The organism is Streptomyces yaizuensis, from assembly GCF_034961445.1.
GTDB lineage: Bacteria > Actinomycetota > Actinomycetes > Streptomycetales > Streptomycetaceae > Streptomyces > Streptomyces yaizuensis.
Genome location: NZ_BSBI01000004.1, coordinates 256875 through 282122, shown reverse-complemented (window position 1 = coordinate 282122; position 25248 = coordinate 256875). Strand labels below are relative to the sequence as shown.

Genomic DNA, 25248 nt, shown 5'->3' with positions numbered 1-25248 from the left:
ACCGCTCGCTCGCCGTCACCGCTCGCTCCTCGTCGCCGCTCGCTCGTCGTCGCCGCCGGCCCGGCGTCACCGTGCGACGGCCGAGCCGGCCGGGCGGTTCGGCACCAGGCGGGCGGCGGCGGCGTGGAGGGCGGCGACGCGGGCCGACCTGACCACGGTGACGGGGGCGTAGAGGTCCTTGTCGTGCCAGAGCGGCGGGAAGTCGCCCGCCCCCCGGCGGTCCAGGAGGAAGCCGCAGCCGCCGGCCACGGCGCGGGCCACCAGGGGCGGCAGTTCGCCCGGGTGGGCGCGCAGGATCGTCTGGATCGCGTAGGAGGTCTCCTCCACGGTCCCCTCCCAGCGCCCCCAGGAGCCGTCGGGACGCTGCGCGGCGAGTGTCCACCGCGCGGCACGCACGAGGGCGCCCGCGGCATCCGGGTGCCGGCCGCGGGCGAGGGCGACGGCGCAGCACATCGTCGCGTAGTACGCGGAGGCATGCCACTTGTCGTCCCAGGAGCCGTCCGGGCGCTGCTGGGCGAGCAGCCAGGTCTCGACCTTGCGGGCCGCGCCGCGCCGGCGGGCGGCTTCCCCGGCCTGCTCGCCGGGGGGCGGCGGGTCCAGCAGGGCTTCGAGCACATGTGCGTTGGTGCTGGTGGACGGGGTGCGTTCGGCGGGGAAGCAGAGGAAGTGGTCGTCGGCCTCGTAGGCCCACAGCGAGTGGACCGGGGCGGGGCGGCCGGCGAGGGCGAGTGTGTGCAGGACGACGGCGGTGTCGTCGGTGTCGGCCGGCAGTCCCGGGCCCGCGGGCGCACCGGAGGGGCCCAGGCTGTTCTCCAGCGAGGCGGCCAGCGCCGGCGGGACGGTGACGGGTACTCCGGCGTCCAGGAGCCAGCCGAGGACCCAGGCGGTCTCGAACACCTCGATGGAGGTGACCCCGGGAACCGGGCCGCCCCAGCGGGCCTGGATCTCGCGGAGCAGTGCGACGGCGGCCTCCTGCCGGGGACGGTCGGAGAGCCCGGTCGCGTCGGAGAGCGGGGCCGGGCCGGGAAGCCGGGCGGCGTCGGGAAACCGGGCCGCGTCGGAGAGGCGGGTCGTGCCGGAGAGGCGGGTCGTGCCGGAGAGCCGGGGAGCGCCCGATAGCCGGGCCGCGCCGGAGAGCCAGGCGGCGGTCGCGGCGGGCGAGGAGCCCACCGCCGAGGCGACAAGTCGTACCCCGGGCGCGTCGGCGGCCCTCTCGCCCAGGACCTCCAGGGTGTGCCAGGTCTTCTCCGGCAGCGCCTGCCCGGCGGCAACGGCCCCGCGCAGCCGGTCCGTCGACTCCCGTACGACGCCCGGGGGCAGGGCCAGCGCGGTGGCGCCCAGACGTCCTCCGGAGCCCTCCAGCAGGCCGTTCACCTCCTCGACCAGCCAGGGGACGATCAGCTCGGCCGCGATGGTGTCACGCAACGGGGCCGAGGGGCCGGCGGCCTGTTCGTCGGCGAGGGCCCACAGCCCCCGGAGGGCGGCACGGGCGACGGCGGGGACGGACGGCCCGGACCCGTCGGCGCGCGGCCGGTCGCGTTCGCGCAGCAGGGCCTCGACGGCGCTGAGGGTGGGCACCAGGTCATAGCCGTCGGGCTGCCCCCACCGGCCGTCCGGGCGCTGGGTCGCCAGCAGGAAGTCGCACCGGGCGCCGTGGCCGTCGAGCCAGGGCGCGCCGCTGACCAACCGGGCCGTCTCGTACACCGAGGGGGACATCGTCCCCCGTGGGTGCGCGGCCATGTCGGAGATCAGCTCGGCGGCGGCCCGCGCCGCACCGGTCCGCCACCCGGCCAGGGAACGGAGAACGGCCGGGTGCTCCGTGGTCTGTTCGTGCATCGCTGCGCGCTCCTCGTGGGTGTGGACGGGTCGGTGGTCGCGATGGATCGGGGCGTCGTCCCACCGTGGTCCGGCCCGCACGGGCCGCACCACGGGCCGCCCGGGCCGGTGCAGGGCTCACCCGGGCGGCCGCCGAGGCTCGGCGATCATGCGTAAGGGCTCGGGACGCACCGAGCTGCTGGCCACGTGGCGCACGGCGGAGCCGGGAGCCGGCCGCAGCCGCCAGCGGCTCAGGACGGCGGCCAGCACGACCGTCAGCTCCGCCCAGGCGAAGGACTCCCCCAGGCACCCGCGCGGACCGGTGGAGAACGGCAGGAACGCCTCTCTGGGCAGGTCGTCTTCCAGCCAGCGGTCCGGATCGATCCGTGCCGGGTCCGGGTAGAGCCCGGGGTCGTGATGCAGGGCGTACGGGCTGAACAGCAGCGTCGTGCCTGCCGGGATGCGCAGGCCGCGCCATTCGAGGTCGTCCACGGCACGCCGCATCAGAAACCAGATGCCGTAGCGGCGCAGCACCTCGCGCAGGAACCGCCGGGTGTAGTCCAGTCGCGGCAGGTCCCCGAGTGCCGGCGGGCGACCGGCGAGGACTTCTCCCAGCTCGGCGACGACCCGCTGTTCGATGTCCGGGTTCCGGGCCAGTTCGTGGAACGCACCGGCCAGGGCGGCGGAGGTCGTCTCGATGCCCGCGACGAACAGGGTCGTGATCTCGCTGTGGATCTGACGGTCAGACAGGGCGGCGCCGGTGTCCGCGTCGCGTGCGGCCAGCAGCACGGACAGCAGGTCGCCGTGGTCGGTGCCGTCCGCGCGGTAGCGGGCGATCAGATCGTCGACGATGCGATGGAATTCGGCCACATGCGCGGTGGTACGGCGGGTACTCGGCAGCGGTAGGCGTTCCCACGTGCTCCGCGGCAGCAGCGAGCGGGCGCTCATCACCTTGAGCACCGATGTGTTCAGGAACGCCAGCCGTCCGGCCGTGCGCGGGGACATATGGGCGGAGGAGCACAGGGACCGCGCCACCACCGTGCCGGCCAGCCCGGCGACGGCACGGTCGACGGCGACGGCCCGGCCGGCCTGCCACGACCGTGCCATCTCCGTCGCCTCACGGTGCATGACGTCCATGTAGGAGGCGATGCTCGTACTGCGGAACGCGGGCTGGATCATACGGCGGTGCATGGCGTGCAGCGGGCCCTCCGCCGTGACGAGACCGTCCCCGATGAGGGCTCTGACCCGGTCGTACACCCAGCCTTTGGCCACCTTGCGCGCGTCCGTGACGAGCAGGTGCCGCAGCAGCTCGGGGCCGTGGACGTAGTAGGCGGGCAGACGGCCGAGATAGAGCCGTACCAGCTCGCCGTGGGCGGCCAGTTCGCACATGAAGTCCTGCTTGCGCCGTGCCAGCGCAAGTCCATGGCCGATGAGCGGCAACCGCCCCGCCGCGGTGGGGACCGACGCCATGTCGTCGAGAGCGTCCATCGGGAACCTCCGCCCGTTCAGGGGTGAAGGAGCCCGGACCGTTCACCGTAGCCAGAATGCGCATCCGGCGCGCACGGGAAACGGCGGGGCGCGACGGGTGACCGATTTCCGGCCGTGGGGGCGTTTCCCGAGGTGCCGTGCCCGCCCCGCGCACGCGCCGGGCCGTACGGAGCCGGGCCGGGACCGGGCCGGAGCCCGATCAGCGGTACGCGACGGCGGGTTCACCCCGGTCAGACGGGTGCGGCGGCCCCGGCCTCTCCGGTGGACGCCGTCCGCGTACTCCGCGGATCAGGATCGGCGGGCCGGAAGCCCGGCAGTTTGGCCGAGTCTCGACACCGGAGGGTCGCGAGCGGGTCCGTGAGGACGGGTCGGGTCGGGAGGGGTCGGGACGCGGCCTGCCGCCGGGTGCGTGGTGCTCCACCCGGCGGCAGCGGCATACGGCGGCGGCAGCGGCAGCGGCGCCGGTGTCATCGCGACGCGTGGCCCGGGCCTCCCCGGCGGACCCGGGCGCCCGACGCGCACACCGCCGACAGCCACAGCATCGCTCCCATCACTCCCACCGCCAGCGTCAGCGTCCCCCAGGTCCCGCCGCCCATCGCCCACCCGTTCCCCAGCAGCAGCCCGGTCGCCGCGACCCGCGAGAGGACGGCCCGCCCCCGCTGCCCCGCCCGGCTGAAGTGCCGGCCGAGCACATAGTTCGCGGCGATCATCGAGGTGAAGGCGACCATCCCCGCCGCCATGTGCCCGATGCCCGCCCCGGAGAGCATCTCCGGCGGCCCGGCCGGGGTGCCGACGGGGAATCCGTCCGCCGGGTCCATCACGAACGCCCCGGCCGCGATGATCCCGATGCCGGCGGTGAACGCCAGCCAGGGCGCCCAGGTCCCGCCGGGCGTTCCGCGCAGTGTCCGGCGCAGTCCGATCGCTCCGAGCGCCATCAGGGTTCCCGTGACGGCGAAGTTGGCGATCTGGATCCAGCCCAGCGCGCCGTTGCTCAGGACGCTCAGCGGATGACGGGTGATGTCGAAGCCCTCCCGGGTGACGGCCTGGGTCAGTGCCACCACGGTCCACACGGGTGCGGCGGCGGCCCCGGCCCCGAGCAGGGCGCGGGTGGAGACCCCGGAGACCCCGGAGGCGGTGGTGACGGCGGTGGCTGCGGTGGCTGCGGTGGCGGGGGACTGCTGAAGGGTGGTCATCTCGGTCGGCCTCTCCGGTGTGTCGGTCTCGATCTCGGTTCTCGCTGACGCGTCGAACGGCCCATGTGACAGGGAACGCCGCCATTACCTGTCACATAAGCTGTTCGACGCGTAGGCAGCACCACATGAGTCACCCACTGCCGAAGGAGCACCACCGCGATGCGCTACCTGATGATGACCAAGGCGTCCGAGACCCAGAACGCCCCCGACGAGAAGCTCATGGCGGAGATGGGCCGGTTCGTGGAGGAGCTGACCGCCGCCGGTGTCCTGCTCGCCACCGGCGGACTGGACCCGGCCGGAGTCCGGCTGGTCTCCGCCGGCGACGAGGTCACCGTCACTGACGGTCCCTTCACCGAGGCCAAGGAGGCCGTCGTGGGCTTCGCCCTGGTCGAGGTCCGCTCCCGGGAGGAGGCCATCGAGCTGGGCCGCCGCTTCCGTGGCATCGTCGGCGACGGCGAGAGCGTGCTCCAGCAGGTCTTCGGACCGTGACCCGGGGAGACGCGCACCGCACGATCGACGCCGTCTGGAAGCTGGAGTCCGCCAGGATCATCGGCGGGCTCACCCGGATGGTGCGCGATGTCGGCCTGGCCGAGGAACTGGCCCAGGATGCTCTCGTCTCCGCGCTCGAACAGTGGCCCCGGTCAGGCGTCCCGGACAATCCGGGCGCCTGGCTGATGGCCATCGCCAAACGCCGCGCGGTGGACCACATCCGCCGCGCCCAGCGTCTGGAGCAGAAGCAGCAGCAGCTCGCCCACGAACACGGACAGGCCTCCGACCACCCCGAGTCACCCGAGCCCCCCGACGTCCACGAGCACTCCTCCGAAAACTCCTCCGAGCGGCCCGAACAGGACGATGTCCTGAGGCTGATGTTCATCTCCTGCCATCCGGTCCTGCCGACCGGGGCCCGGGTCGCCCTCACCCTCCGTCTCATCGGCGGGCTGACGGCCGCCGAGATCGCCCGCGCATTCCTCGACACCGAGACGGCGACCGCCCGCCGTATCGCCGACGCCAAACGCCGCCTCGCCGAGGCCCGCGTCCCCTTCGAACTCCCCGAGGGCGACCGGCTCGCCGAACGCCTCTCCTCCGTCCTGGAGGTCATCTACCTCATCTTCAACGAGGGGTACTCCGCCACCTCCGGCGACGATCTGCTCCGCCCCGGCCTCACCCTCGAAGCGCTGCGGCTCGGCCGGCTGCTCGCCGCGCTCGCCCCGCGCGAGCCCGAAGCGCACGGCCTGGTCGCCCTGATGGAGATCCAGGAGTCCCGCTCCGCCGCGCGCACCGGCCCGCACGGCGAACCCGTCCCGCTCCATGAGCAGAACCGGGGCCGCTGGGACCAGCTCCTCGTCCGCCGGGGCTTCACCGCCCTGCTCCGCGCCCGCGACCTCGGCTCTCCGCCCGGCCCCTACGTCCTCCAGGCCGCGATCGCCGTCACCCACGCCCAGGCGCGCACCGCCGCGGACACCGACTGGGGACGGATCGCGGCGCTGTACGGGGCGTTGGACCGGCTGCGGCCCAGCCCGGTCGTACGGCTCAACCGCGCCATCGCGATCGGCATGGCGGAGGGCCCCGGGGCCGGTCTCGTCCAGCTCGACGCGCTCGACGCCGATCCCGCGCTCCGGGACTACCACCTCCTCCCGGCGGCCCGGGGCGATCTGCTGGCCCGGCTCGGCCGCCGGGCCGAGGCCCGGCTGGAGTTCGACCGCGCGGCCGCCCTCACCCGTAACGCCGCCGAACGCGCCTTCCTCCGCCGCCGCGCCGACGCCCTCGCGGACCCGGGCCCGGACCCCGACACCGACTCCGGCCCCGATCCCGACTCCGGGCCCGTCCTCGCCGGAGCCGCCGAGCGCTTCCTCGCCCGTGACGGACTGGACCCCGCCACGGCCAGGGCGTACGGGCAGACACTGCGGCGCCTCCGGCTGGCCCTGGGCGACCGGCTGCCCCTCGCCCGGCTCTCCGCCGACCGGGTCGCCCACGTCTTCGCCCAGTCCTGGGACGGGGCCGCGCCCGCCACCTGGAACCGGCACCTCTCGGCCGTCCGCTCCTTCGCCGACTGGGCGGGCCTGGCCGATCCCACCACCGGCCTGGCCCGCCGCACCGACCGCCGCCCCCGCCCCGAACCCATCGGACCGGACGCGCTGTCCGCCCTGTGGAGCCGTACCGATCTGCCGGTGCGCGAACGGACCTTCTGGCGGCTCCTCCACGAGTCCGGGGCCCCCGTGAAGGCGGTGCTCGCCCTGAACGCGGAGGATCTCGATCTGGACGACCGCCGGGCCCGCTCCGGCACCGGGTGGATCACCTGGCGCTCCGGCACGGCCCGGCTCCTGCCCGAACTGCTCGCGGGCCGCACCCGGGGCCCGCTCTTCCTCACCGACCGCCGCCCCGGCCCCGCCCGCACCCCCGTGGACCCGGCCGACCTCGATCCGGGGACGGGCCGCAGCCGGCTCTCCTACGAGCGCGCCGAGTACCTCTTCAAACAGGCCACCGGGACCTGCACGCTCCGGCAGCTGAGGCCCCGTGCCTGACGGGGCGCCCCCGTGTGAGCAGCCCGAGGACGGCGTCGACGTACGTACGGAGTCCCACCCTCCGTGTCCACGCTCGCGTTGGCGAGCGGACGCCGACCGGCATGGGTGGGAGTGGCCCCCCAGGCGTCCCACACCGGGCGGCCTCCAGGGGCACGTGTTCCTCACGGCGCATGACACGGCCGGACCGGTCCACGGCGAGCAGCGTCACGCGATCGCCGTCGGCGCGCGGTCGCACGAGCCGGCGCAGCAGCCGCCCGCCGGGTCCGCGGCCGATCAGCCGCAGGGGCGGCGCCGGGCGGAAGGGGCCCGCCCGGGTGCCGTCCGGCCCGGATGAGCGACTGGCCGCCTCGGCCGCGTAAGCGGTCCTCACAGCCCCGGCTGCCCAGCGTTCGGCAGCCGATGGGCCGATCCCGGGCGGACGCCGAAGAACGACCGCGGGCATCCGTGTGCGGAGGCCGAGGTCCCGCGGGTGACCGGGGCTCGCCCCCGCCGTGGCCGTCGCCGCACCCGTACGCCCGGCCGGTGCCCGGTGGAGGGATCCGGCGCCGACGCGTACCCCCGTACCGCGTCGACGCCGGCGCTCTCCCCGGGGGCGGACACCGTCCGGTCGTGGCGCGGCCGCCCCCGGCCCCGGCGCCTGGGATCCCTCCCCGGCGCCGGGGTCTGTCCCTGATTCCACACCCCCGCCGATTGTGCGGACAGCTGATTTCATGCTGGTCGCACAATCCCGGGGCCGGTTCGATGGGCGAATGTGCCGGACACCGCGCCCGGCGAGATGCGCGGTCCGTTGGAAACGGGGTGGGACGGGATGGCGGGGCGTCGGGAACGGCCACTGGATCCGGAGGCGGGCCCGCTGGAGCGGCTCGCCCACGGGCTGAGGGAGTTGCGGGCATCGGCAGGAGGTCCGACGTACCGGGCCATGGCCGCGCGGGCGGGCTACTCGGTGAGCACGCTCGCCGCGGCGGCGCGGGGGGACGAGTTGCCGTCCCTCCCGGTGACCCTCGCCTATGTCACGCTCTGCGGAGGTGATCCGGAGGAGTGGGAGGCACGGTGGCACGGGACGGCCCGCGCCCTGGAGGAACAGACCACGGGCTCCGCGGTCCGGGACGACGACGGCACGGACCCCCCGTACCGAGGGCTCGCGCGCTATGAACCGGGCGACCGCGCACTCTTCTTCGGCCGCGACCACCTGCTCACCCGACTCATCGAGCTGGTCCGGGGCCACCGGGTGGTGATCGTCGCCGGGGCCTCCGGCAGCGGCAAGTCATCACTTCTGCGGGCCGGCCTGATCCCCGCCCTCCGCCACCCGGCGAACGCGCCGGTGAGGTGCGCGGGGATCCGGGTGCTGACACCCGGCGCGCGCCCCGTCGCCACCCACACACCGGTCCTCACCGCCTTCCCGCAGCCGGCGGACGCCGCCGGAGGCGACGGAGGGGAGACCCCCGGGGCAACGGACGAGGACCGTGCCCGGAAGGACACGGTCCTGGTGGTGGACCAGTTCGAGGAACTCTTCACCCTCTGCCAGGAGCAGACCGAACGGGCCCGCTTTCTCGAACTGCTGCTCGCCGCCCGCACCCCGGACAGCGGTCTGCGGGTCGTGATCGCCGTGCGGGCCGACTTCTACGCGCACTGCACCGAGCACCCCGGCCTGGTCGAGGTCCTGCGCACCGCGCATCTCGCCCTGGGTCCGATGACCCCGGCCGAACTGCGCCAGGCCGTCGTCGGCCCCGCCCGTGCCGCGGGACTCATCGTGGAGCGGGAACTCACCGCGAGGATCGTCGCGGAGACCGCCGTCGAACCCGGCGGCCTCCCCCTGATGTCCCACGCCCTCCTGGAGGTCTGGCGCCGGCGCCGCGGCCGGACCCTCACCCTGGCCGCGTACGAGAGCATCGGCGGGATCCACGGAGCTGTCGCCGACACCGCGGAGCACACCTACGGCCGGCTCACCCCCACCCAGGCGGCCCACGCCCGTCGTCTTCTGCTCCGTCTCATCACCCCGGGTCAGGGCAGTCCCGACACCCGCCGCCCCACCCCCCGCGCCGAACTTGAGGCCGACACTCCCGACGAGACCGCGCAAGTCCTCGAAAACCTCACCCGCGCCCGCCTTGTCACCCTCGACGGCGACACCGCCGATCTGGCCCATGAAGCCCTCATCACCGCCTGGCCCCGGCTGGCCAACTGGATCCAGGAGGACCGCCACCGCCTGCGCGTCCACCGCAGACTCACCCGCGACGCCCAGAACTGGCAGGACCTCGGCCAGGACACCGGAGCCCTCTACCGCGGCATCCGCCTGGCCGAAGCCCGGGAGGCCTTCCCCGCCACCGATCACCCCTCCGACCTCACCGCCCTCGAACACACCTTCCTCACCGCCAGCCAGAACCACCGCCTGACCACCATCCGCCGCGCCCGGGTCCTCAACTCGGTCCTCGCCTGCGTACTCGTCCTGGCGCTGCTCACCGCCGGGATCGCCCTGTGGCAGAGGCAGAACGCCCGTACCGCGGAACAGCGGGCCCTCACCGCGCAGCGGACGGCCGAGTCCCGCCAGGCCGCCGCGCATTCGGCGGCGCTGTTCCCCAAGGATCCCGACCTCGCCTCGCTGCTGGCGGTCCATGCCTATCGGACCAGCCCCACGACCGAGGCGATCGTCAGCCTGAACAAGGCCGCCGACCGCCCTCTGATCAGAAGCTCCACCGGCCACTCCAGGGAGGTGTGGGAGGCCGCGTTCAGCCGGGACGGGCGGCGCCTGGTGACCGTTGACGACACCGGTGGAACGCTGCTGTGGGACACAGGGTCGGGCAGGAACCGCAGGGTCGCCGGAAACGGTGCGAGGGCCATGGCCGCGCTCAGCCCGGACGGCCGGATCCTCGCGAGCCTCAGTCGCCATGGGACGTTGCGCCTGAGGGATGTCGACTCGAACAGAGTCCGCACGATCCGCACCGGCCACAGCGAAATGACACGACTGCTGCTCTTCAGCCCGGACGGCCGGACTCTGGCCACGGGCGCCCTGGACCACACGGTGCGGTTGTGGGACGCAAGTACGGGAAAGCTCCGCGCCGTCCTCACCCGGGACGAGGAGCGTTCCAGGGGATCGGATGAAACGTTCACCCCGGACGGACGGTTCTTCGTGACCGCTGCCCCGGGTGCAGGGAAGGTGCGGCTGTGGGATGTGCGTACGGGGAGGCTCGGCGTCGAACTGATTGGCCACCGGGGCGGTGTGGCGAAGGTGGAGTTCAGCCCGGACGGCCGGACCGTGGCGACGGCGGGTTTCAACGGGAGCGTCCGGCTGACGGATGTCGCGTCGGACCAATCCCTCGTGCTTCCCGTCGGCAAGATCGAAGGGGCGGGGGCACATGGGTTCAGCCCGGACGGACGGCTCTTCGCGACCGCTGCCCCGGGTGCAGGGAAAATACGGCTGTGGGATGTGCGTACGGGGAAGCTCCGTGTCGAACTGACCGGCCACCGGGACGGGGTGGCGAGGGTGGCGTTCAGCCCGGACGGCCGGACCGTGGCGACGGCGGGTCTCGACGGGAACATCCGGCTGTCGGACGTCGCGTCGGGGCGGTCCCTCGTGGTCCTCAACGGTCACACGGGCGTGGCGCACCTGATGAAGTTCAGCCGGGACGGCCGAACGCTGATGAGCGTCGGATCCGAGGGGACGGTCCGCTGGTGGCAGGCGGAGACGGGCCGTGGCGACATGACCCTCACCGGCCATGGGAAGCCCGTCTCGGCGGTGGCGTTCAGCCCGGACGGCGGCACTCTCGCCAGCGTCGGCGGCGACAGGACCGTACGGCTGTGGGACACCGGTACGGGCGGAGTCCGGGCAGCGCTCACCGGAGACCCGGACGGCACCCACACCGTGGCCTACAGTCCGGACGGCCGCACCCTCGCCACGGGCGGGAACGACCAGCGGGTGCGGTTGTGGGACGTGGACACCGGAACGGCGCGTGCGACCCTCACCGGCCACACCCAGCCGGTGATGAAGATCGCGTTCAGCCCGGACGGCCGGACCCTCGCGAGCGCGAGCGACGACGGAACGGTCCGGCTGTGGGCCGTGGACACGGGCAGGGCCCGGACCGTCCTCAAGACCGGTGCCCGGTCCATGAGGTCCGTCGCCTTCAGCCCGGACGGCCGCACCCTCGCCACCGGGGGCGACGACCGGAAGGTCAGACTGTGGGACGTGAGCACCGGAAGGATCCGGAACGTCCTCAGCGCCCACTCCGAGGCGGTCATGGACGTCACCTTCAGCCCGGACGGCCGAACCCTCGCGAGCGCGAGCCTCGACGACAAAGTGCGGCTCTGGGACGCGACGACGGGGGCCATCGAGGCCACCCTTCCCGGCGGTAACGGGGATGTCGTCTTCAGCCCGGACGGCCGCACCCTCGCGACGGCCGGCGCGGACTGGGAGATCCAGCTCTGGGATGTGGCCACCCGCACCGTCCGGACCACCCTCCCGCCCCACACCGACGAGGTCTTCTCCGTGGCCTTCAGTCCCGACGGCCGGACTCTCGCCATGGGCAGCGACGACAAGAAGGTGAGGCTGCGCAGGATCGCCATGACCGAGCCGGCCGACGCCCTGCACAAGATCTGCCGGGCCTTCCAGCGGAACCTCACCGCCGACGAACGCGCACAGTACCTCCCCGGCCACGACTCCACCCCCACCTGCCCCTGAACCGGAACGCGCACTCTGCCGGCGGTGGCGGTGTGCCCGGATCGGTAGGTACGCCGGGCCCGGCCAGGGGGTGGCGGGCCCGGCCGGTCACCGGTGGGTGTGCTGGGCGGTCCGGCGGATCGTCTCCAGCGGGTAGGGGGTTGCCCGGCTCTCCTGCCGGAAGCGGTGGTAGAAGTCCCCCATCACGGCGGCGACGGGCGCGTGGCGGACCAGGGCCGCCGCGATCTCCGCCGGGATTCCTTCCGGGGGCACCCCCTGGGCGCAGGCACGCACGAACGCCCGGCGTTCTTCCGGTCCGTGCCCGTACAGGGCGACGGACAGCCAGTTCACCAGGTGGGTGACGGCGTAGGACCGGTCGTAGGTGCGGTGTCCGTCGAAGAAGTCGGCCTCGGCCCGGGTGAGGTCGAAGCGGGAGGAGATCGCGAGGCCGTAGTCGGCGAAGAAGAGCCGCCGGCCGTCGGTCAGGATGTTCTCGAAGTGGGCGTCGAAGTGCAGCAGCCCACGGGCGTTCATGAACGAGAGGCCGGCTTCCAGCTCGCGTTCCACCATGGCGCAGGCCCGCTCGGCCTCGTCACCGGCGTCGTCACCGGACCCGATCCGGACACCCAGCCAGTCGTGCAGGTTCTGCGGTATGTACTCCAGGAACAGCGTGAGGCTCGCCGAGGACCGCTGGAGAGCCTCGATCCGGCGGCGTATCTCCGGTCCGCCTCCCCAGTAGGCGACGGCTCGTTCCACATCGGCCAGTTCCGCGGGAAGCGGCCGGCCGGAATCCGGCAGCACCCGCCAGTGGTGCATCAGGGGGAAGCCCTCGTGCTCCCCCGCGATCACCCAGTTCGTGGTCATGGTGTGCACGGCCAGCTCCCGCCAGGCCCCGAACCCCGGGCCGCCGATGCTGCCGACCCCGTAGTGGCAGAAGAGCGGCAGTTTGAACAGGTTCGCCGTGGAGTGGACGTTCTCGGGCCGGCGCTCCGGATCGGTCAGGCGTACCTGTTTGACGAAGACCGGGGTTCCGTCGATGTCCAGCAGCACCGTCTGCCCGCCGATGCCGGTGCCGATCGGTACGGCGGCGTCCACCAGCTCTCGCAGGGCGCGATCACCGTACAGCGCCAGCGCCGTGGAAACGGCGCCGTGGGCGGCCAGACGAGCACCGCGGGACATGTCGGGACTCTGCACCTACGCCTCCAGCCGGGCACCCGCCTCGCGTACGAACACCCGGGCAGGAGCTGCCTGACACCCTCTCACGCCGGGGCAGCGGGGCATCCCGGCCGCGCGGGCGGCACGCGGACAGCGGGAAGGGCCCCGGCCGTCCGGCCGGGGCCCTTCTTCTGCGGCTGTGCCGCCCGGTTCATGATGCGGCCCACGACCCGTGGTCGGCCGGCTCACACCATTTCGGGCTGCGGTTTCGGTTGCCGGGCCGGCGCGGACTCCGGATCCCGCGTTCCGGTGGTCCGTACATAGGCGTAGATCACCGAGATCATCGCCAGCACGAGAAGGGGTCCGAAGACCCAGGGGTATTCGGCCATCTGCATCGGGAGACAGCGGTACGACACCAGGAGCGCGACGAAGACGCCCACACCGTAGGCGACCATCCGGATTCCCGCCCGGTCCCAGCCACGGTCGTGGGCGCGCAGCGCCGCCTCGATCGTGAGGGTGAACACCACGCCGGCGATGAGGTCGACGCCGTAGTGGTAGCCGAAGCCGAGGGTCGCGCCGAGCGTGGCGATCAGCCAGAACGTGCCCGCGTACCGCAGCAGGCGGGGGCTGTTGCGGGTATGGATGAAGATCGCGACGGACCAGGCCGTGTGCAGGCTGGGCATGCAGTTGCGGGGGGTGATCTCGTCGAACGGCATGTGCTGCGGGGTGCTGGTCGGCGTGGGCGTGTGGGGCCACAGATCGGCCACCGCCCACTGTCCGCCGTCGGCGCCGTAGGCGAAGATCGGCCCGACCACGGGGAAGATGATGTAGATGCCCGGCCCGAGCAGACCGATGACCAGGAAGGTGCGCACCAGATGGTGGCGCGGGAAGCGGCGCTCGGCCGCCACATGGCGGAGCTGGTACAGCGCGGCGACGACCGCGGCCACCGCGAGCTGGACGTAGACCCAGTCCAGGACGTTCGCGCCGATCGGCCCTGTGGCCTCGACCATCCGGCCGACCACCCACGACGGGTTGCCCAGCGCGTGATCGGCGACCGCCAGATACTGGTCGAGCACCTGCGGGCGGGTCTTCGACGTGATCAGGAGCCAGGTGTCGCCGGTCTTGCGGCCCGCCACCAGCAGCAGACCCAGGCCGACACCCTTGAGCAGCAGGACGCGTTCGTGGCCGGTGCGGCGGGTGAGGGCGATGACCGCACAGCCCACCATCACCCACAGGGCCCCGCTGCCGGAGCCTATTCGCGCGTCGATGGCCCACCGTACGAGCGAGAGGGCGACGTCGATGCCGACGGCCGCGCCGAGTGCGACGAACCGCTGCCGCCAGGTGAGCACCACCATCATCAGCGCCATGCTGGCGTAGAGCAGCGGCCCCGAGGCGGGGGTGCGTATCAGCTCTCGGGTCTGGTTGGTGATCGGCCCCGGTATGCCGTAGCGGCGCGCCGCGATCTCCAGCGCGATGAGGAACCCGAGGGCCACCGCACCCGCCGCGATCCACAGCGTCACCCGTGACGGACGCCATGGGGCGGACGGGTCTCTCCGGTCTGTCCGCGAGGAGGTTCGCGATTTTATCTGTATCAAGGGATTTGGCCGATTTGTTCGATTATTGGGTAAAAGATTAAGTTCGCACCAAGTGGTGCTTTTCCAGTGAAGGAAGGGCGATCAGGGCGATCGTTGTGAATTCGATCATTCTATCGAAGCCCTGCGGGTGGGTTCCGCTGCTCATGGGCGGTGGCCGGACCCTCGATCCCATGGGTGGCTTCCTCCCGGCCCTCGGCGACCTCGTCGTGCACCGGCATCAGCGCACCCCGTACGGCCTCGGCCGCGGGGTACGCCGTCGGCGACGCGCCGCCGCAACCCGGTGACCGGGCCGGGGCGGCGGGTCTAGCCTGCGGCCATGGTAGGCGGGGGGACGGGGCGGCCCGGTGGATTCGTGGCCGCGGCGGTCCGGGCGGCAGGCGCCGCGCGGGGGGTGGACGAGTTCTTCGACGGGGTGATGCGGGCGGTGAGCCCCGTCCTGCGGTCCGACGTCTGGGCCGGGATCACCATCGACCCCGGCACGCTGATGAACACCGGCGGCCACTACCGGCAGGCCGTGCCGCTCCGGTACATGCCCCGCATGCTGGACATCGAGTACCGCGAGGGCGATGTCAACGGACTGCCCGAACTCGCCCGGAGCCCGGTGCCCGTGGGGCTCCTCGGCGACGCCGTCGGCGGGATCCACGACCGCAGCCCCCGCTTCCGGGACATCATCGGGCCGCTGGGGCTCCGGGACGAGGTACGGATCCTGCTGCGCGACCGGTACGGGGCGTGGGGCGCCCTGATCCTCGGCGTCGGCCGCGACACCCCGCCCTTCGGCCCCGAGGCACGGGCCGTCGCCCAGGGTCTGGCCCAGCCGCTGGGAGGGATCCTCCGCAGACTCCATCTGACCCGGCGGGCCGAGGAAGGCGACCCGTCCACCGGCGCCCCGGGGCCCGGCCGCGCGCCCGCCCCGGCGCTGGTGCTGCTGGACGACGCGTACACCCCCGTCCAGGCCAGCCCGACCGCCGGGCTCTGGCTGGACGAACTGCCCGCCCCCGCCGGACCGCGCCCGGCGAGCGGGCCGGGCGCGCTGCCGCCCGCCCTCTACGCGGTCGCGGCGGCGGTGCGGGCCCCCGGCTCCCCCGGCTCACTCGTCTCCTGGGCCCACACCCGCACCCGGGGGCGGGTCCGGCTGCACGCCTGGCGGCTGGCGGGGCAGGAGCCCGCCCGGCTCGCGGTCGCCGTCGAAGCCGCGGGACCGGGTGATCACATCCAGATCGTCATGGCCGCCTACGGGCTGACCCCCAGGGAGCGGGACATCGTCGCGCTGGTGCTGCGCGGCCACTCCACGGCGGAGATCGGCCGTGCGGCGCGGCTCTCCGTACACACCGTCCAGGAGCATCTGACGTCGGTCTTCGACAAGACGGGGGTACGCAGCCGGCGCGACCTGGTGGCCGCCCTCTTCACCCGCCACTACGAACCGGCGCTGCTCGCGGCCGACGGGACGGACGTGTCGGCCGCGAGGGAGACGGAGAGGATGCCGAGGGTCCCGCCCATCACATAGCGCTGGACCCTCAGCCAGGAGGGGCGGCGGGCGAGGAAGACGGCGATGGTCCCCGCGGCCAGCACGATCGCCAGATTGACCGCGACGCTCACCACCATCTGGACGGCGCCGAGGGCGAAGCCCTGGAAGAGCACATGGCCCGCGTCCAGATCGATGAACTGCGGGATCAGCGAGAGGTACATGATGGCGATCTTGGGGTTGAGCAGACTCGTCAGCAGGCCCATGGTGAACAGCCGGCGCGGGGAGTCGTGCGGGACGTCCTGCGGGGCGAAGACATCGACCCCGCCGGGCCTGAGGGCGTTCCAGGCCAGGTAGGCGAGATAGGCGGCGCCCGCCAGTTTGACGGCGACGTACAGCTCGGGGACGGCGATGAAGATCACCGACAGGCCCAGATTGGCGGCCAGCAGGTAGATCATGAAGCCGAGGGCGACCCCGCCCAGGGATATGACGCCGGCGCGACGGCCCTGGGTGATGCTGCGGGAGACGAGGTAGATCATGTTCGGCCCGGGGGTGAGCACCATGCCCAGGGCCACCATCACCATGCCCGCGAACGCGCCGGCCTCGATCATGTGTACCTGCCCCTGTTCCTCGGTGGTCTGCGTTCCTCGGTGGTCCGCGTTCTGCGGTGGCGTGCGTTCCGCGGCCGGCCCCTCGGTCGGTCGGTCGTGATCCCGTGTCAACCCGGTGGGAAGGGATGGGGAGTCGGGACGGTGTCGGAGCAATGGCGAGTCTAGGAGGGCATTTAGTTCGGTGCAATATGCAATATTGCACTCGGTGCAATTCTGGGCCAGACTTCCGTGGAACGCAGGGGGCAGGAGCGGAAGAAGCAGGAGAGGGGAGCGGGGCATGGGGGACTACCGGCGGGTCGCCGACACCGTGGCGGCCGAGATCGAGGCGGGGCGGCTGCGCCCCGGGGACCGGCTGCCCACCCAGCGGGACTTCGCCCGGCGGCACGGCATCGCCAACTCCACCGCCACCCGCGTCTACCGGGAACTCGCCCGCCGTGGCCTCACCGCCGGCGAGGTGGGGCGCGGCACCTTCGTCCGCGAGCCCACCGGCGCCGACGCCGGCCCGCTGCTCACCGAACCGGCGCGGACCCGGGTCGACCTGGAGCTGAACTACCCGGTGGTGCCGGAGCAGGCCGCGCTGCTCGGCGCCGGGCTCGGCCCGCTGCTGCGGCCGGACGCCCTGGCGGGCGCGCTGCGTCCGGTCGGCGCCGCCGGCACCCCCGCCGCCCGTGCGGCGGCCGCCGCCCTCCTGGCGCGTGGCGGCTGGCACCCCGACCCCGGGCAGGTGCTCTTCGCCGGGAACGGCCGCCAGGCGATCTCGGCGGCGGTCACCGCCCTGGTGCCGCCCGGCGGCCGGCTGGGCGTCGAGGAGCTGACCTATCCCGTGCTCGGGGCGATCGCGGCCCGGCTCGGCATCACGCTCGTCCCCCTCGCCATGGACGGCGACGGGGTGATCCCCAAGGCGGTGGCCCAGGCCCACCGCGCCGGCCCGCTCCAGGCCATCTACGTCCAGCCGACCGTGCACAACCCCCTCTCGCTCACCATGACCGACGGGCGGAGGGCCCATCTCGCCGAAGCGGTCCGGCGGATCGGCGTCCCGGTGATCGAGGACGCCGTCTGGTCCTTCCTCCGGGACGACGTGCCGCCCCTCGCCGCGCTGGTGCCCGAGCGGACCCTCCTCGTGGACAGCCTCTCCAAGCGGCTCGCCCCCGGGCTCACCCTGGGCTTCGCGGTGGTGCCCCCGGCTCTCGCCGCCCCGGTCTCCGCCGCGCTGCGCTCGGGCGGCTGCACCCCCCCGCGGTTCGCGCTGGAGGCCGCCATCCTGTGGCAGGCGGACGGTACCGTGGCGGAGCTGGCACGGGCCAAGCGGCGCGATGCCGCCGTACGGCAGGAGATCGCCCGGCGGCACCTCGGCGACTTCGCGGTACGGAGCGATCCGCGCTCGTACTACTGCTGGTGGGAGCTGCCCCGCCCCTGGCGTACGGACAGCTTCGTCGCGGCGGCGGCGCGGCACGGCATCGGGGTGGCTCCGGCCGCCGCGTTCTCGGCCGGCCGGGGGCGCGGGCGTACCCCCGACGCGATCCGGCTGGCGCTCGCCTCCCCCGGCACGGAGGTCCTGGGCCAGGCCCTCGAAACGCTCGCCGGACTGGCCCGTTCCGCCCCGGAGGACCTGGTCACCGACTAGCTTGTGGAGGGGCCGTCGACCGGGTCAGGCCGCGACTCCCACCACCTGTCGGACCGCTGCCGGGTCCTCGACCAGCGCGAGCATCGCCTGGGCCACGTCCGCGCGGCTCACGGTGTGACTGCCGGTCACGGCCCCGCCGAACCGCGTTTGGTACGTACTCGTCGGCGGGCCGTCGGTGAGCCGGGGCGGGCGCACCACCGTCCAGTCCGTGCCGCCGGCCCGGATCTCGTTCTCCATCACGGCGAGATCGGCGTAGACGTCCCGGAAGGCACGCCGCACCAGGGGCAGCAGCACCAGGCGGTACAGCGGGCCCTCGCCGTCCGGCGGCGGCCCGACCGGGGCGGCGCTCACCACGACGAGGCGCCGCACCCCCTCGGCGTCGAGGGCGCCCAGGATGGCGCGGGTCCCGGCGGAGGCGATCCCCACCGCCTTGTTCGTGGGTGCGCCGAGCGCCGAGAGCACGGCGTCACGCCCCGCGACCGCCGGGCGCAGCGCTTCCTGGTCGGTCACGCCGGCGACGACGACCTCCAGCCGCTCGTGCTCACGGACGGGCAGCCGGTCCGGGTCGCGCACGACCGCTGTGACCTGGTGCCCGGCGGCGAGCGCCTGCCGCACGAGCTGCCGGCCGGTGCCGCCGGTCGCTCCGAAGACCGTGTATCGCATGATCGCCCCTTCCGGGGGTGGGTGAGTGTTCGCTTCCTCCTGGGAGGAATCCTCGCCGCAATCATGTGCCCCATGAGTGAGGGTCGCCCGACCGGAGTCCGCCGGCCCGGGGCGGGACGACGGAGCCCGGCCGGCCTTCGGGGCGGCCGGGCTTCCTGTGTCACCAGCCCCTGGACCGCTGGAGCCCGAAGACGCAGAGGCAGCCGACGGCGAGTCCGGCGACGGCCCACGGGATGCTGGGAGTGCCGTCGTTCAGGCTGTATCCCACACCGGAGAGCACGATGACCCATCCGAAAACCAGCGGGCCCGCGATCTGTCGGGTCCTCATGGGCGTCCTCCGTTCGTCGTGCCCCGCGACGGGGCCGTGATGGCTGGAACCATACCCTCCCGATGCCATCCAACCGACCCCGGATTTCGGGTACCTGACGAGGTGAGAGCGTCAGGACCCGTCCTCCCCGCGCCCCTTGACCTCAAGTCCACTGGAGCTTCTACGGTTCTCGTACAGGCGCAAAAGCGTCGCCGGGTGCACCGAGCGACCCGGCGACAGGATCACGGGAAGGCGACACGGTCATGGATCTCAAGGAGTACTCCCCCGACCTACTGGCCGCCCAGCCCATCGGGGCCTGGACGGGTATGGCGTTCCGGCTGGTGGTCGGCGGCCTGCGGGCCGAGCTGGCGGTGGAAGGGCTCACCCAGCCGCACTGGTGGACCCTGAACCACGCCGCCGGTGCCCCCGGCAGGTGGAACCGGGCGGCGCTGGTGGAGCGGCTGACGCCCTACGACGACATGGACACCGACTTCTCCGCCGTCTTCGACGACCTGGTGGCCCGGGGCTGGCTGACGGAGGCGGGGCCCGCCGGCGGTATGGCCCTGACCGAGGAGGGCGCGGCCGGGCGGCTGCGGGCGAAGGAGCGGAACGCGCGGGTGCTGGAGCGGGCCCACGCGGGCGTCGGGACGGAGGAGTTCGTCACCACCGTCAACGTGCTGCGGCGGGTGGTCGCGAACATGGGCGGGAACGGGAATCTGCCGGAGTAGGGCACCGCGCTCCGGCCCCGAGGGCACCGCCCTCCGGCCCCCCGCCTGCCGACGGCACGAAGGCGGGAGCCGGGACGGGGGCCGGGACAGGGGCCGGGACGGGGATCAGCGCAGTTCGCGGGCGAGGCGTACGATCGCGCCCGGGTTGCGGGGGCTCTCGACGAGTTCCACGTACTCCAGGACGACGAAGCGCTTGTTCTTGATCGCCGACACCCGGGCGAGCGGCGGGTGGGACAGGAGGAACTTCCTCTTCTCCTCGGCGCTGGTGTCCCCGTAGTCGTTGATGACGATGACCTCGGGGTCGCGTTCCACGACGGTCTCCCAGCCGACCGTGGTCCAGCTGTCCTTGAGGTCCTTCATGACGTGGTCGCCGCCGGCCCGGGTGATGATGTCGTGGGGGCCGGCGTACGCGCCGGAGGTGAAGGGCTTGTCCCGGCCGTCGTCGTAGAGGAAGACCCGGGGCCGGTCGGCTCCCCGGGGAGCGGTGGCCATGGCGTCCGCGACCTGTTCGCGGAAGGTCGCCACCAGCTTCTCGGCCCGGTCCTCGACGTCGAAGACCCTGCCCAGGTTCAGCAGGTCGGTGTAGAGGGCGTCCAGGGGCGCCATCACGCCCCGGGCCCTGGAGGAGCCGCCGTTGCGGCAGGACTCGGTCAGGAGGTAGGAGTCGACGCCCAGTTTCCGCAGCTTCGCGGGGGTGAAGCCCGTGCTCTCGTCGAAGCCGTAGTTCCAGCCCGCGAAGACCAGGTCGGCGCGGGCGTCGAGCACCAGCTCGGCATTGATCCGCTTCTTGGACAGCCAGGGGGTGCGTTCGTAGGCGTCCTTCCAGGGGACGTCCTGGGCCGAGCCCTTGCTGCCCGGCATCACATAGCCGGCCATCCGGTCCTCCAGACCGAGGGCGAACATGATCTCGGTGATGCCGACGTCGTTGGTGACGACACGCTCCGGAGCCTGGGTGAAGGTGCGGCGCTCACCGCAGTTCTCGACGGTCACCGGGTAGTGCCGGTCCGCCGCGGGGCTCCGCTCCCCGGACGGGGCGGCGACATCGGCTCCGCAGCCGGAGAGCGTCAGGACGGCCGCGAGGGCGAGGGCCGGGACGCGCAGGGGGTGAAGGGGGTGGTGGGGCATGGCGTACAGCAGCTCCTTGGCATGGGGGGATGGGGGACAAGCGGGGACAGGCGGGGATGTCAGGTCGGCGGGAGCCGGTCGAACAGCAGGTGCACCGTCCCGGTGACGGGGTGCGGCACCCGGTGGGCCCGGACGCCGAACACCTCCGCGAGCAGAGGGGCCGTCAGGACGTCGTGCGGCGGGCCGTCGGCGACGATCCGGCCGTGGTGGATCACGTACAGGGTGTCGCAGTGCGCGGCGGCCAGGTTGAGGTCGTGGAGCGCGGTCAGCACCGTGAGGCCGCTGCCCCTGACCAGCGCGAGGACTTCCAGTTGCTGGGCGATGTCCAGATGGTTGGTGGGCTCGTCCAGGACCATGACGCCGGGGCGCTGGGCGAGGGCCCGGGCGATGAGGACCCGCTGCTTCTCGCCGCCCGACAGGGTGGGGAAGCTCCGGCCGGCGAGGTGGGAGGCGCCGACCGCCTCCAGTGCGGCGGCGCAGGCCGACCGGTCCTCCGCCGTGGTCCGGGATCCGGCGCCCTGGTGCGGCAGACGGCCCATCTCCACCACCTCCCAGGCGGTGAACGCGAACTCGCCGGCCGACTCCTGGGGGAGCGCGGCCAGCCGGCGGGCGCCCTCGCGCTGGCTGAGGGCGTGCAGGTCGTCGCCGTCCAGGCGGACCGTGCCGGCCGTGGGGCGCAGGGCCCGGTAGGCGCAGCGCAGCAGGCTGGACTTGCCGCTGCCGTTGGGGCCGACCAGGCCCACGACCCGGCCGCTGCCGGCGTGCAGGGTGATGTCCCGCACGAGCCGGGCCCCGCCGACGGTGACGGTCACCTCGTCGATGTCGACGTCCATCACTGGCCTCCCAGGGTGTGGCCGCGGCGGCGCATCAGCAGGATGAAGCAGGGGACGCCGATGGCGGCCGTGAGGACGCCCAGCGGGAGTTCGGTGGGGGCGAGGACGGTTCGGGAGAGGATGTCCACCCAGATCAGCAGGATCGCGCCGGCCAGGGGCGCGACGGCGAGGACCCTGCGGTGGTCGGCGCCGACCACCATCCGTGCGGCGTGGGGGACCATGAGCCCGACGAAGCCGATCGCCCCGCTGACGGCGACGACGGCACCGGTGACGGCGGCGGACACGACGAAGAGTTCCCGGCACAGCCGGGCGGGGTCGACACCGAGGGCGGCGCTGGTCTCGTCGCCCATGGCGAGCGCGTTCAGCCGGCGTGCGGAGAGCCCGAGATGGAGCAGGCCGGCGAGGACGGCGGCCGCCGCGATCGGAACGGAGCCCCAGTTCGCTCCGCCGAGGCTGCCGAGGAGCCACATCATCGCGGAGCGGGCCGCCTCGCCGTGTTCGGCGGCGAAGACCATGAAGGTGGTGATCGCCGAGAAGCCGTAGTAGAGGGCGGTGCCGGTGAGGACGAGCCGGAGCGGGGTGAGTCCGTGGTCGGTGCGGGCTATCGCGTACACGAGCGTCATCGCGAGCAGCGCGGAGCCGAAGGCGGCGGTGGACAGGGCCCAGACGCCGAACGCCCCGAACGCGCCGAAGATGAGGACGGCGTTGGCTCCGACGGCGGCGCCCGAGGAGATGCCGAGGACGAAGGGGTCGGCGAGCGCGTTGCGGACCATGGCCTGGACGGCGACGCCGATCGCGGCGAGGCCGGCGCCGACGACGGCGGCCAGGAGCGCGCGGGGGAGGCGCAGTTCCCAGACGATGGTGTACGCGGGGACCTGCTCGGGGGTGATGGTGCCGCCGGTGAATCCGGCCCTCAGATGGCCGACGGCCTCGCCCCAGCCGATGCCGGACGCGCCGAGGACCGCGCCGCAGAGCAGGGAGAGCGGCAGGGCGAGGACGAGGGCGGTGACGATCGGGAGGAGCGGCACCCGGCGGGGCGGTGCGGGGCCCGTGCCGGTGAGGGGGGCCGGGCCGGGCACGGCCGGGGGGTGCACGGGGTTGCGTTCGGCGCTCACGGCCACGCGTGGTGTCGCTTTCGCCTCGGGCCGTGCACCCGGAGGAGCGGCCGCGGGCACTCCCGGCCGGTCATCCTCTCGCAGTCCACGGCGAGTTGACAGGAGTCTCGCGCCACTGCGGGTGATCGGGCTCACGGGCCCCGGTCACCGGGGCCACGTCCACCGTTGCGGGTCAGCGCCGGATTTCGACCGGACTTCCCCCGCAGAGCGGGTGCAGCGTAACCCGTCGGCGTGGAGGGCGGGGCGCCGGGGCCGCCCGGACTCCGGATTCGGGTACGGGGTCGGGGTCGGGGTCGGGGTGGGTTCCGGGTCCGGGTTCCGGGAGGGGCACACCGTACGCGCCGGAGCCGTGACCTGGCGGGAGGGGAGCGCGGAACCTCAAGTTCTCCTCTGAAAACGGCAATTGCCGGGTTCATCAGGGCGCTTCCTGGCCATGTCCTCCTGTACACGGCCACGGACATCACGCTCCCCCGGGCCGCCGAACCTTACGGAGGTACCCATGGGGAACCCGACGGAGGGATCCACCGTCGCCGTCGTCGTGGCCGTGCTGACGGCGGCCCTGGCGGTGGCGGGGGTACTCGCGCGGCAGCGGTCGCGGGGCGGGCCGTCGCGCGTTCTCGACGTGTACGAGGCGGCCTTCCTCCGGGGCGGCCCGCTGCGGGTCGTGGACACGGCTCTGGCCGAACTGTCCCGCACCGGGCGGATCGGGATCGGCGGGCCCGGCGTCGTCACCGTCGTCACCTCCGTGGACGCCATGAACACCGTGGGCGGCGTGGACACCGGGCACCCGGTCCCAGCGGCCGTGGTCGGGGCCGTGGAGAGCGCCGGTACGGGGGCGCTGGCCGCCGTACGGCACACGGCGGCCGTCTCCCCCGCCGTCCAGGAGATCGGCGACCGGCTCGCCGGGCGCGGGCTGGCGGTGCCCCGGCGGGCGTTCCGTGTCGGGGTCCGCCGGTGGGCGGTGGCCCAGGCCGCCGTGCTGGTGCTCGCCGCCGTGGCCGTCCTGGTGCGGTCGTTCGACTACGGGGCGGCGGCGGTGCTGGTGGCGGGCGCGCTGGCCGCCAGGGTCGTCGCCCGCATGCTGCCCGCGCGGGTGAGCCGGGCGGGCCGGCGGGCACTGAGGGCGTACACGCTCCGCCATCGGCGCAGGCCCGAGCCTGCCGTACGGGTCGCGTTGAAGGGGCCCCGTGCGTTCCCCGGCGGCGCCGCGAGGGGCCTGCTGCTCGCCGCTTTCGCCGTGCCGTTCGTGGGTGGAGGCGCGGTGGGGGCGGCGGGTTCGGAGGGCGCGGCCGGGGCGGGGGCGACCTGGTGCGGGGGCGGTTCGGGGTGCGGCACCGGGGGCGGGGGTTCCTCCTGCGGCGGGGGCTCGTCCTGCGCGGGTGGGGGTTCCTCCTGCGCGGGTGGGGGTTCCTCCTGTGGCGGGGGCGGCAGCAGCAGTTCGTGCGGGGGCGGAGGGTCCGCCTGTGGTGGCGGGGGCTCGTCCTGCGGAGGTGGCGGGGGCGGGGCCTGTTAGGAGCGCGGTCTGTCAGGGCCCGGCGTCCCGGCGGACGTCGGGGTCGTACCGCGAGCAGACCCGGCGGGCGGGTGCGGCGGGTGGCGGGTGGCGGGGCGCCGGTCGGACCACACCGCCCACCGCCCACCGCCACCGCTGTCCGTAGCCGTCCGGGGTCGGTCCTTGGGTCGGCCCTTGGGTCAGTCCTTGCCGTCCGCCGCCGCCTGAAGGGCCGCCAGGTCCAGCTTCCACATCCCCAGCATGGCCCGCATCGCCCGGTCCGCGCGGGCCGGGTCGGGGTCCTGGAGGAGATCGTCCAGGCCCCGGGGAGCCACCTGCCAGGAGAATCCGTAGCGGTCCTTCAGCCAGCCGCACTGGCTCTCCTGGCCTCCGTCGGCGGTCAGCAGCCGCCAGTAGCGGTCGACCTCCTCCTGGTCCTCGCACTCGATGAGCAGGGAGACCGCCTCGTCGAAGGTGAACTCCGGGCCGCCGTTGATGGCGGTGTACGGATGGCCGTCCAGCTCGAAGTCGACGGTGAGGACCGTGCCCGCCGGGCGCGGACCGACCTCTCCGTAGTGGGTGACACGGGTGATCCGCGAGTTCGGGAAGACCGAGCAGTAGAACGTGGCGGCCTCCTCGCCCTGCGTGTCGAACCAGAGGTTGGGAATGATCCGGGGCATCGCACACTCTCCTGGGTGCTGTGGCGCGGGCACTCCCGCGCGGGCGGCGGGGACCCGTCCGGGCGGGCCCCTTGTTCCTATGACCGCCGGGCACCCCGGAAATCACCGGTCGGCCGGGATTCCCTCCGATTCCACCAGTGGCGGCCGGTCGCGGAGGGGGCCGGCGGTCAAGGTGACAGATGACCGGATGAG

Annotated in this window: 19 protein-coding genes; 7 read left to right on the top strand and 12 right to left on the bottom strand. The window is 73.6% G+C overall.

All coding sequences use genetic code 11. The features are described 5' to 3' along the window. Nucleotides 1–66: 66 nt before the first annotated feature. The 3 genes from SYYSPA8_RS12210 to SYYSPA8_RS12200 all read right to left on the bottom strand — a co-directional run bounded on the left by SYYSPA8_RS12210 (nucleotide 67) and on the right by SYYSPA8_RS12200 (nucleotide 4496). A complete protein-coding gene (locus tag SYYSPA8_RS12210) occupies nucleotides 67–1836 on the bottom strand; it encodes a prenyltransferase/squalene oxidase repeat-containing protein (RefSeq protein ID WP_323447118.1) in 1770 nt (589 codons plus the stop codon). 117 nt (nucleotides 1837–1953) lie between these two features. Then, on the bottom strand, nucleotides 1954–3303 hold the full coding sequence (locus SYYSPA8_RS12205; protein ID WP_323447117.1) for a cytochrome P450: 1350 nt from the start codon (nucleotides 3301–3303) through the stop codon (nucleotides 1954–1956). A 467-nt stretch (nucleotides 3304–3770) separates the two neighbouring features. Continuing rightward, nucleotides 3771–4496 carry a DUF998 domain-containing protein gene (locus SYYSPA8_RS12200; protein ID WP_323447116.1) on the bottom strand — a complete coding sequence of 242 codons (726 nt, stop codon included), beginning with the start codon at nucleotides 4494–4496 and terminating at the stop codon, nucleotides 3771–3773. Nucleotides 4497–4655: 159 nt separating this feature from the next. Here SYYSPA8_RS12200 and SYYSPA8_RS12195 point away from each other — a divergent pair, with 159 nt between their 5' ends. The 3 genes from SYYSPA8_RS12195 to SYYSPA8_RS12185 all read left to right on the top strand — a co-directional run bounded on the left by SYYSPA8_RS12195 (nucleotide 4656) and on the right by SYYSPA8_RS12185 (nucleotide 11687). Then, nucleotides 4656–4985: a YciI family protein gene (locus SYYSPA8_RS12195; RefSeq protein WP_323447115.1), complete on the top strand. Its 330-nt coding sequence runs from the start codon at nucleotides 4656–4658 to the stop codon at nucleotides 4983–4985. After that, entirely contained in the window at nucleotides 4982–7018 is a 2037-nt protein-coding gene (locus SYYSPA8_RS12190; RefSeq protein ID WP_323447114.1) for a DUF6596 domain-containing protein, read from the top strand. Before SYYSPA8_RS12195 ends, SYYSPA8_RS12190 begins: the two co-directional genes overlap by 4 nt. Nucleotides 7019–7826: 808 nt before the next feature. Beyond that, nucleotides 7827–11687 (top strand): nSTAND1 domain-containing NTPase, encoded by a 3861-nt coding sequence (locus tag SYYSPA8_RS12185; protein WP_323447113.1) that lies wholly within the window; start codon nucleotides 7827–7829, stop codon nucleotides 11685–11687. An 87-nt stretch (nucleotides 11688–11774) separates the two neighbouring features. On the opposite strand, the gene SYYSPA8_RS12180 is transcribed toward SYYSPA8_RS12185, so the two are convergent. Further along, complete coding sequence (locus tag SYYSPA8_RS12180; RefSeq protein WP_323447112.1) at nucleotides 11775–12845, bottom strand: protein kinase family protein; 1071 nt, start codon at nucleotides 12843–12845, stop codon at nucleotides 11775–11777. Nucleotides 12846–13066: 221 nt separating this feature from the next. Next, nucleotides 13067–14341, bottom strand: a complete 1275-nt coding sequence (locus tag SYYSPA8_RS12175) for a phosphatase PAP2 family protein (protein WP_407705986.1) — start codon at nucleotides 14339–14341, stop codon at nucleotides 13067–13069. Between the two features lie 427 nt (nucleotides 14342–14768). On the opposite strand from SYYSPA8_RS12175, the gene SYYSPA8_RS12170 reads away from it, so the two are divergent. After that, entirely contained in the window at nucleotides 14769–15920 is a 1152-nt protein-coding gene (locus SYYSPA8_RS12170) for a helix-turn-helix transcriptional regulator (RefSeq protein WP_323447111.1), read from the top strand. On the opposite strand, the gene SYYSPA8_RS12165 is transcribed toward SYYSPA8_RS12170, so the two are convergent. Further along, nucleotides 15830–16489, bottom strand: a complete 660-nt coding sequence (locus SYYSPA8_RS12165; RefSeq protein WP_323447110.1) for a LysE family translocator — start codon at nucleotides 16487–16489, stop codon at nucleotides 15830–15832. The genes SYYSPA8_RS12170 and SYYSPA8_RS12165 overlap by 91 nt on opposite strands. A gap of 277 nt (nucleotides 16490–16766) precedes the next feature. Here SYYSPA8_RS12165 and SYYSPA8_RS12160 point away from each other — a divergent pair, with 277 nt between their 5' ends. Continuing rightward, nucleotides 16767–18113: an aminotransferase-like domain-containing protein gene (locus SYYSPA8_RS12160; RefSeq protein WP_323447109.1), complete on the top strand. Its 1347-nt coding sequence runs from the start codon at nucleotides 16767–16769 to the stop codon at nucleotides 18111–18113. Between the two features lie 24 nt (nucleotides 18114–18137). Here SYYSPA8_RS12160 and SYYSPA8_RS12155 read toward each other — a convergent pair whose 3' ends face one another. Further along, complete coding sequence (locus SYYSPA8_RS12155) at nucleotides 18138–18776, bottom strand: NAD(P)-dependent oxidoreductase (protein WP_323447108.1); 639 nt, start codon at nucleotides 18774–18776, stop codon at nucleotides 18138–18140. A 160-nt stretch (nucleotides 18777–18936) separates the two neighbouring features. After that, entirely contained in the window at nucleotides 18937–19104 is a 168-nt protein-coding gene (locus tag SYYSPA8_RS12150) for a hypothetical protein (RefSeq protein WP_323447107.1), read from the bottom strand. A 242-nt stretch (nucleotides 19105–19346) separates the two neighbouring features. Here SYYSPA8_RS12150 and SYYSPA8_RS12145 point away from each other — a divergent pair, with 242 nt between their 5' ends. Continuing rightward, the gene (locus SYYSPA8_RS12145; RefSeq protein WP_323447106.1) at nucleotides 19347–19811 is read left to right on the top strand and encodes a MarR family transcriptional regulator; all 465 of its coding nucleotides are present in this window, start codon (nucleotides 19347–19349) and stop codon (nucleotides 19809–19811) included. Nucleotides 19812–19916: 105 nt separating this feature from the next. Here the strand turns inward: SYYSPA8_RS12145 and SYYSPA8_RS12140 are convergent, their stop codons facing one another. Genes SYYSPA8_RS12140 through SYYSPA8_RS12130 form a run of 3 tightly spaced genes read right to left on the bottom strand, consistent with a single transcriptional unit; the run spans nucleotide 19917 to nucleotide 22890 of the window. Beyond that, nucleotides 19917–20936 carry an ABC transporter substrate-binding protein gene (locus SYYSPA8_RS12140; protein ID WP_323447105.1) on the bottom strand — a complete coding sequence of 340 codons (1020 nt, stop codon included), beginning with the start codon at nucleotides 20934–20936 and terminating at the stop codon, nucleotides 19917–19919. A gap of 59 nt (nucleotides 20937–20995) precedes the next feature. Next, nucleotides 20996–21769, bottom strand: a complete 774-nt coding sequence (locus SYYSPA8_RS12135) for an ABC transporter ATP-binding protein (protein ID WP_323447104.1) — start codon at nucleotides 21767–21769, stop codon at nucleotides 20996–20998. After that, entirely contained in the window at nucleotides 21769–22890 is a 1122-nt protein-coding gene (locus SYYSPA8_RS12130) for a FecCD family ABC transporter permease (protein ID WP_407705985.1), read from the bottom strand. Before SYYSPA8_RS12130 ends, SYYSPA8_RS12135 begins: the two co-directional genes overlap by 1 nt. 493 nt (nucleotides 22891–23383) lie before the next feature. Between SYYSPA8_RS12130 and SYYSPA8_RS12125 the strand changes: the two genes are divergently transcribed. Next, a complete protein-coding gene (locus SYYSPA8_RS12125) occupies nucleotides 23384–24397 on the top strand; it encodes a TIGR04222 domain-containing membrane protein (RefSeq protein ID WP_323447103.1) in 1014 nt (337 codons plus the stop codon). Nucleotides 24398–24576: 179 nt separating this feature from the next. Here the strand turns inward: SYYSPA8_RS12125 and SYYSPA8_RS12120 are convergent, their stop codons facing one another. Further along, nucleotides 24577–25056, bottom strand: a complete 480-nt coding sequence (locus tag SYYSPA8_RS12120; RefSeq protein ID WP_323447102.1) for a VOC family protein — start codon at nucleotides 25054–25056, stop codon at nucleotides 24577–24579. Nucleotides 25057–25248: the final 192 nt, after the last annotated feature.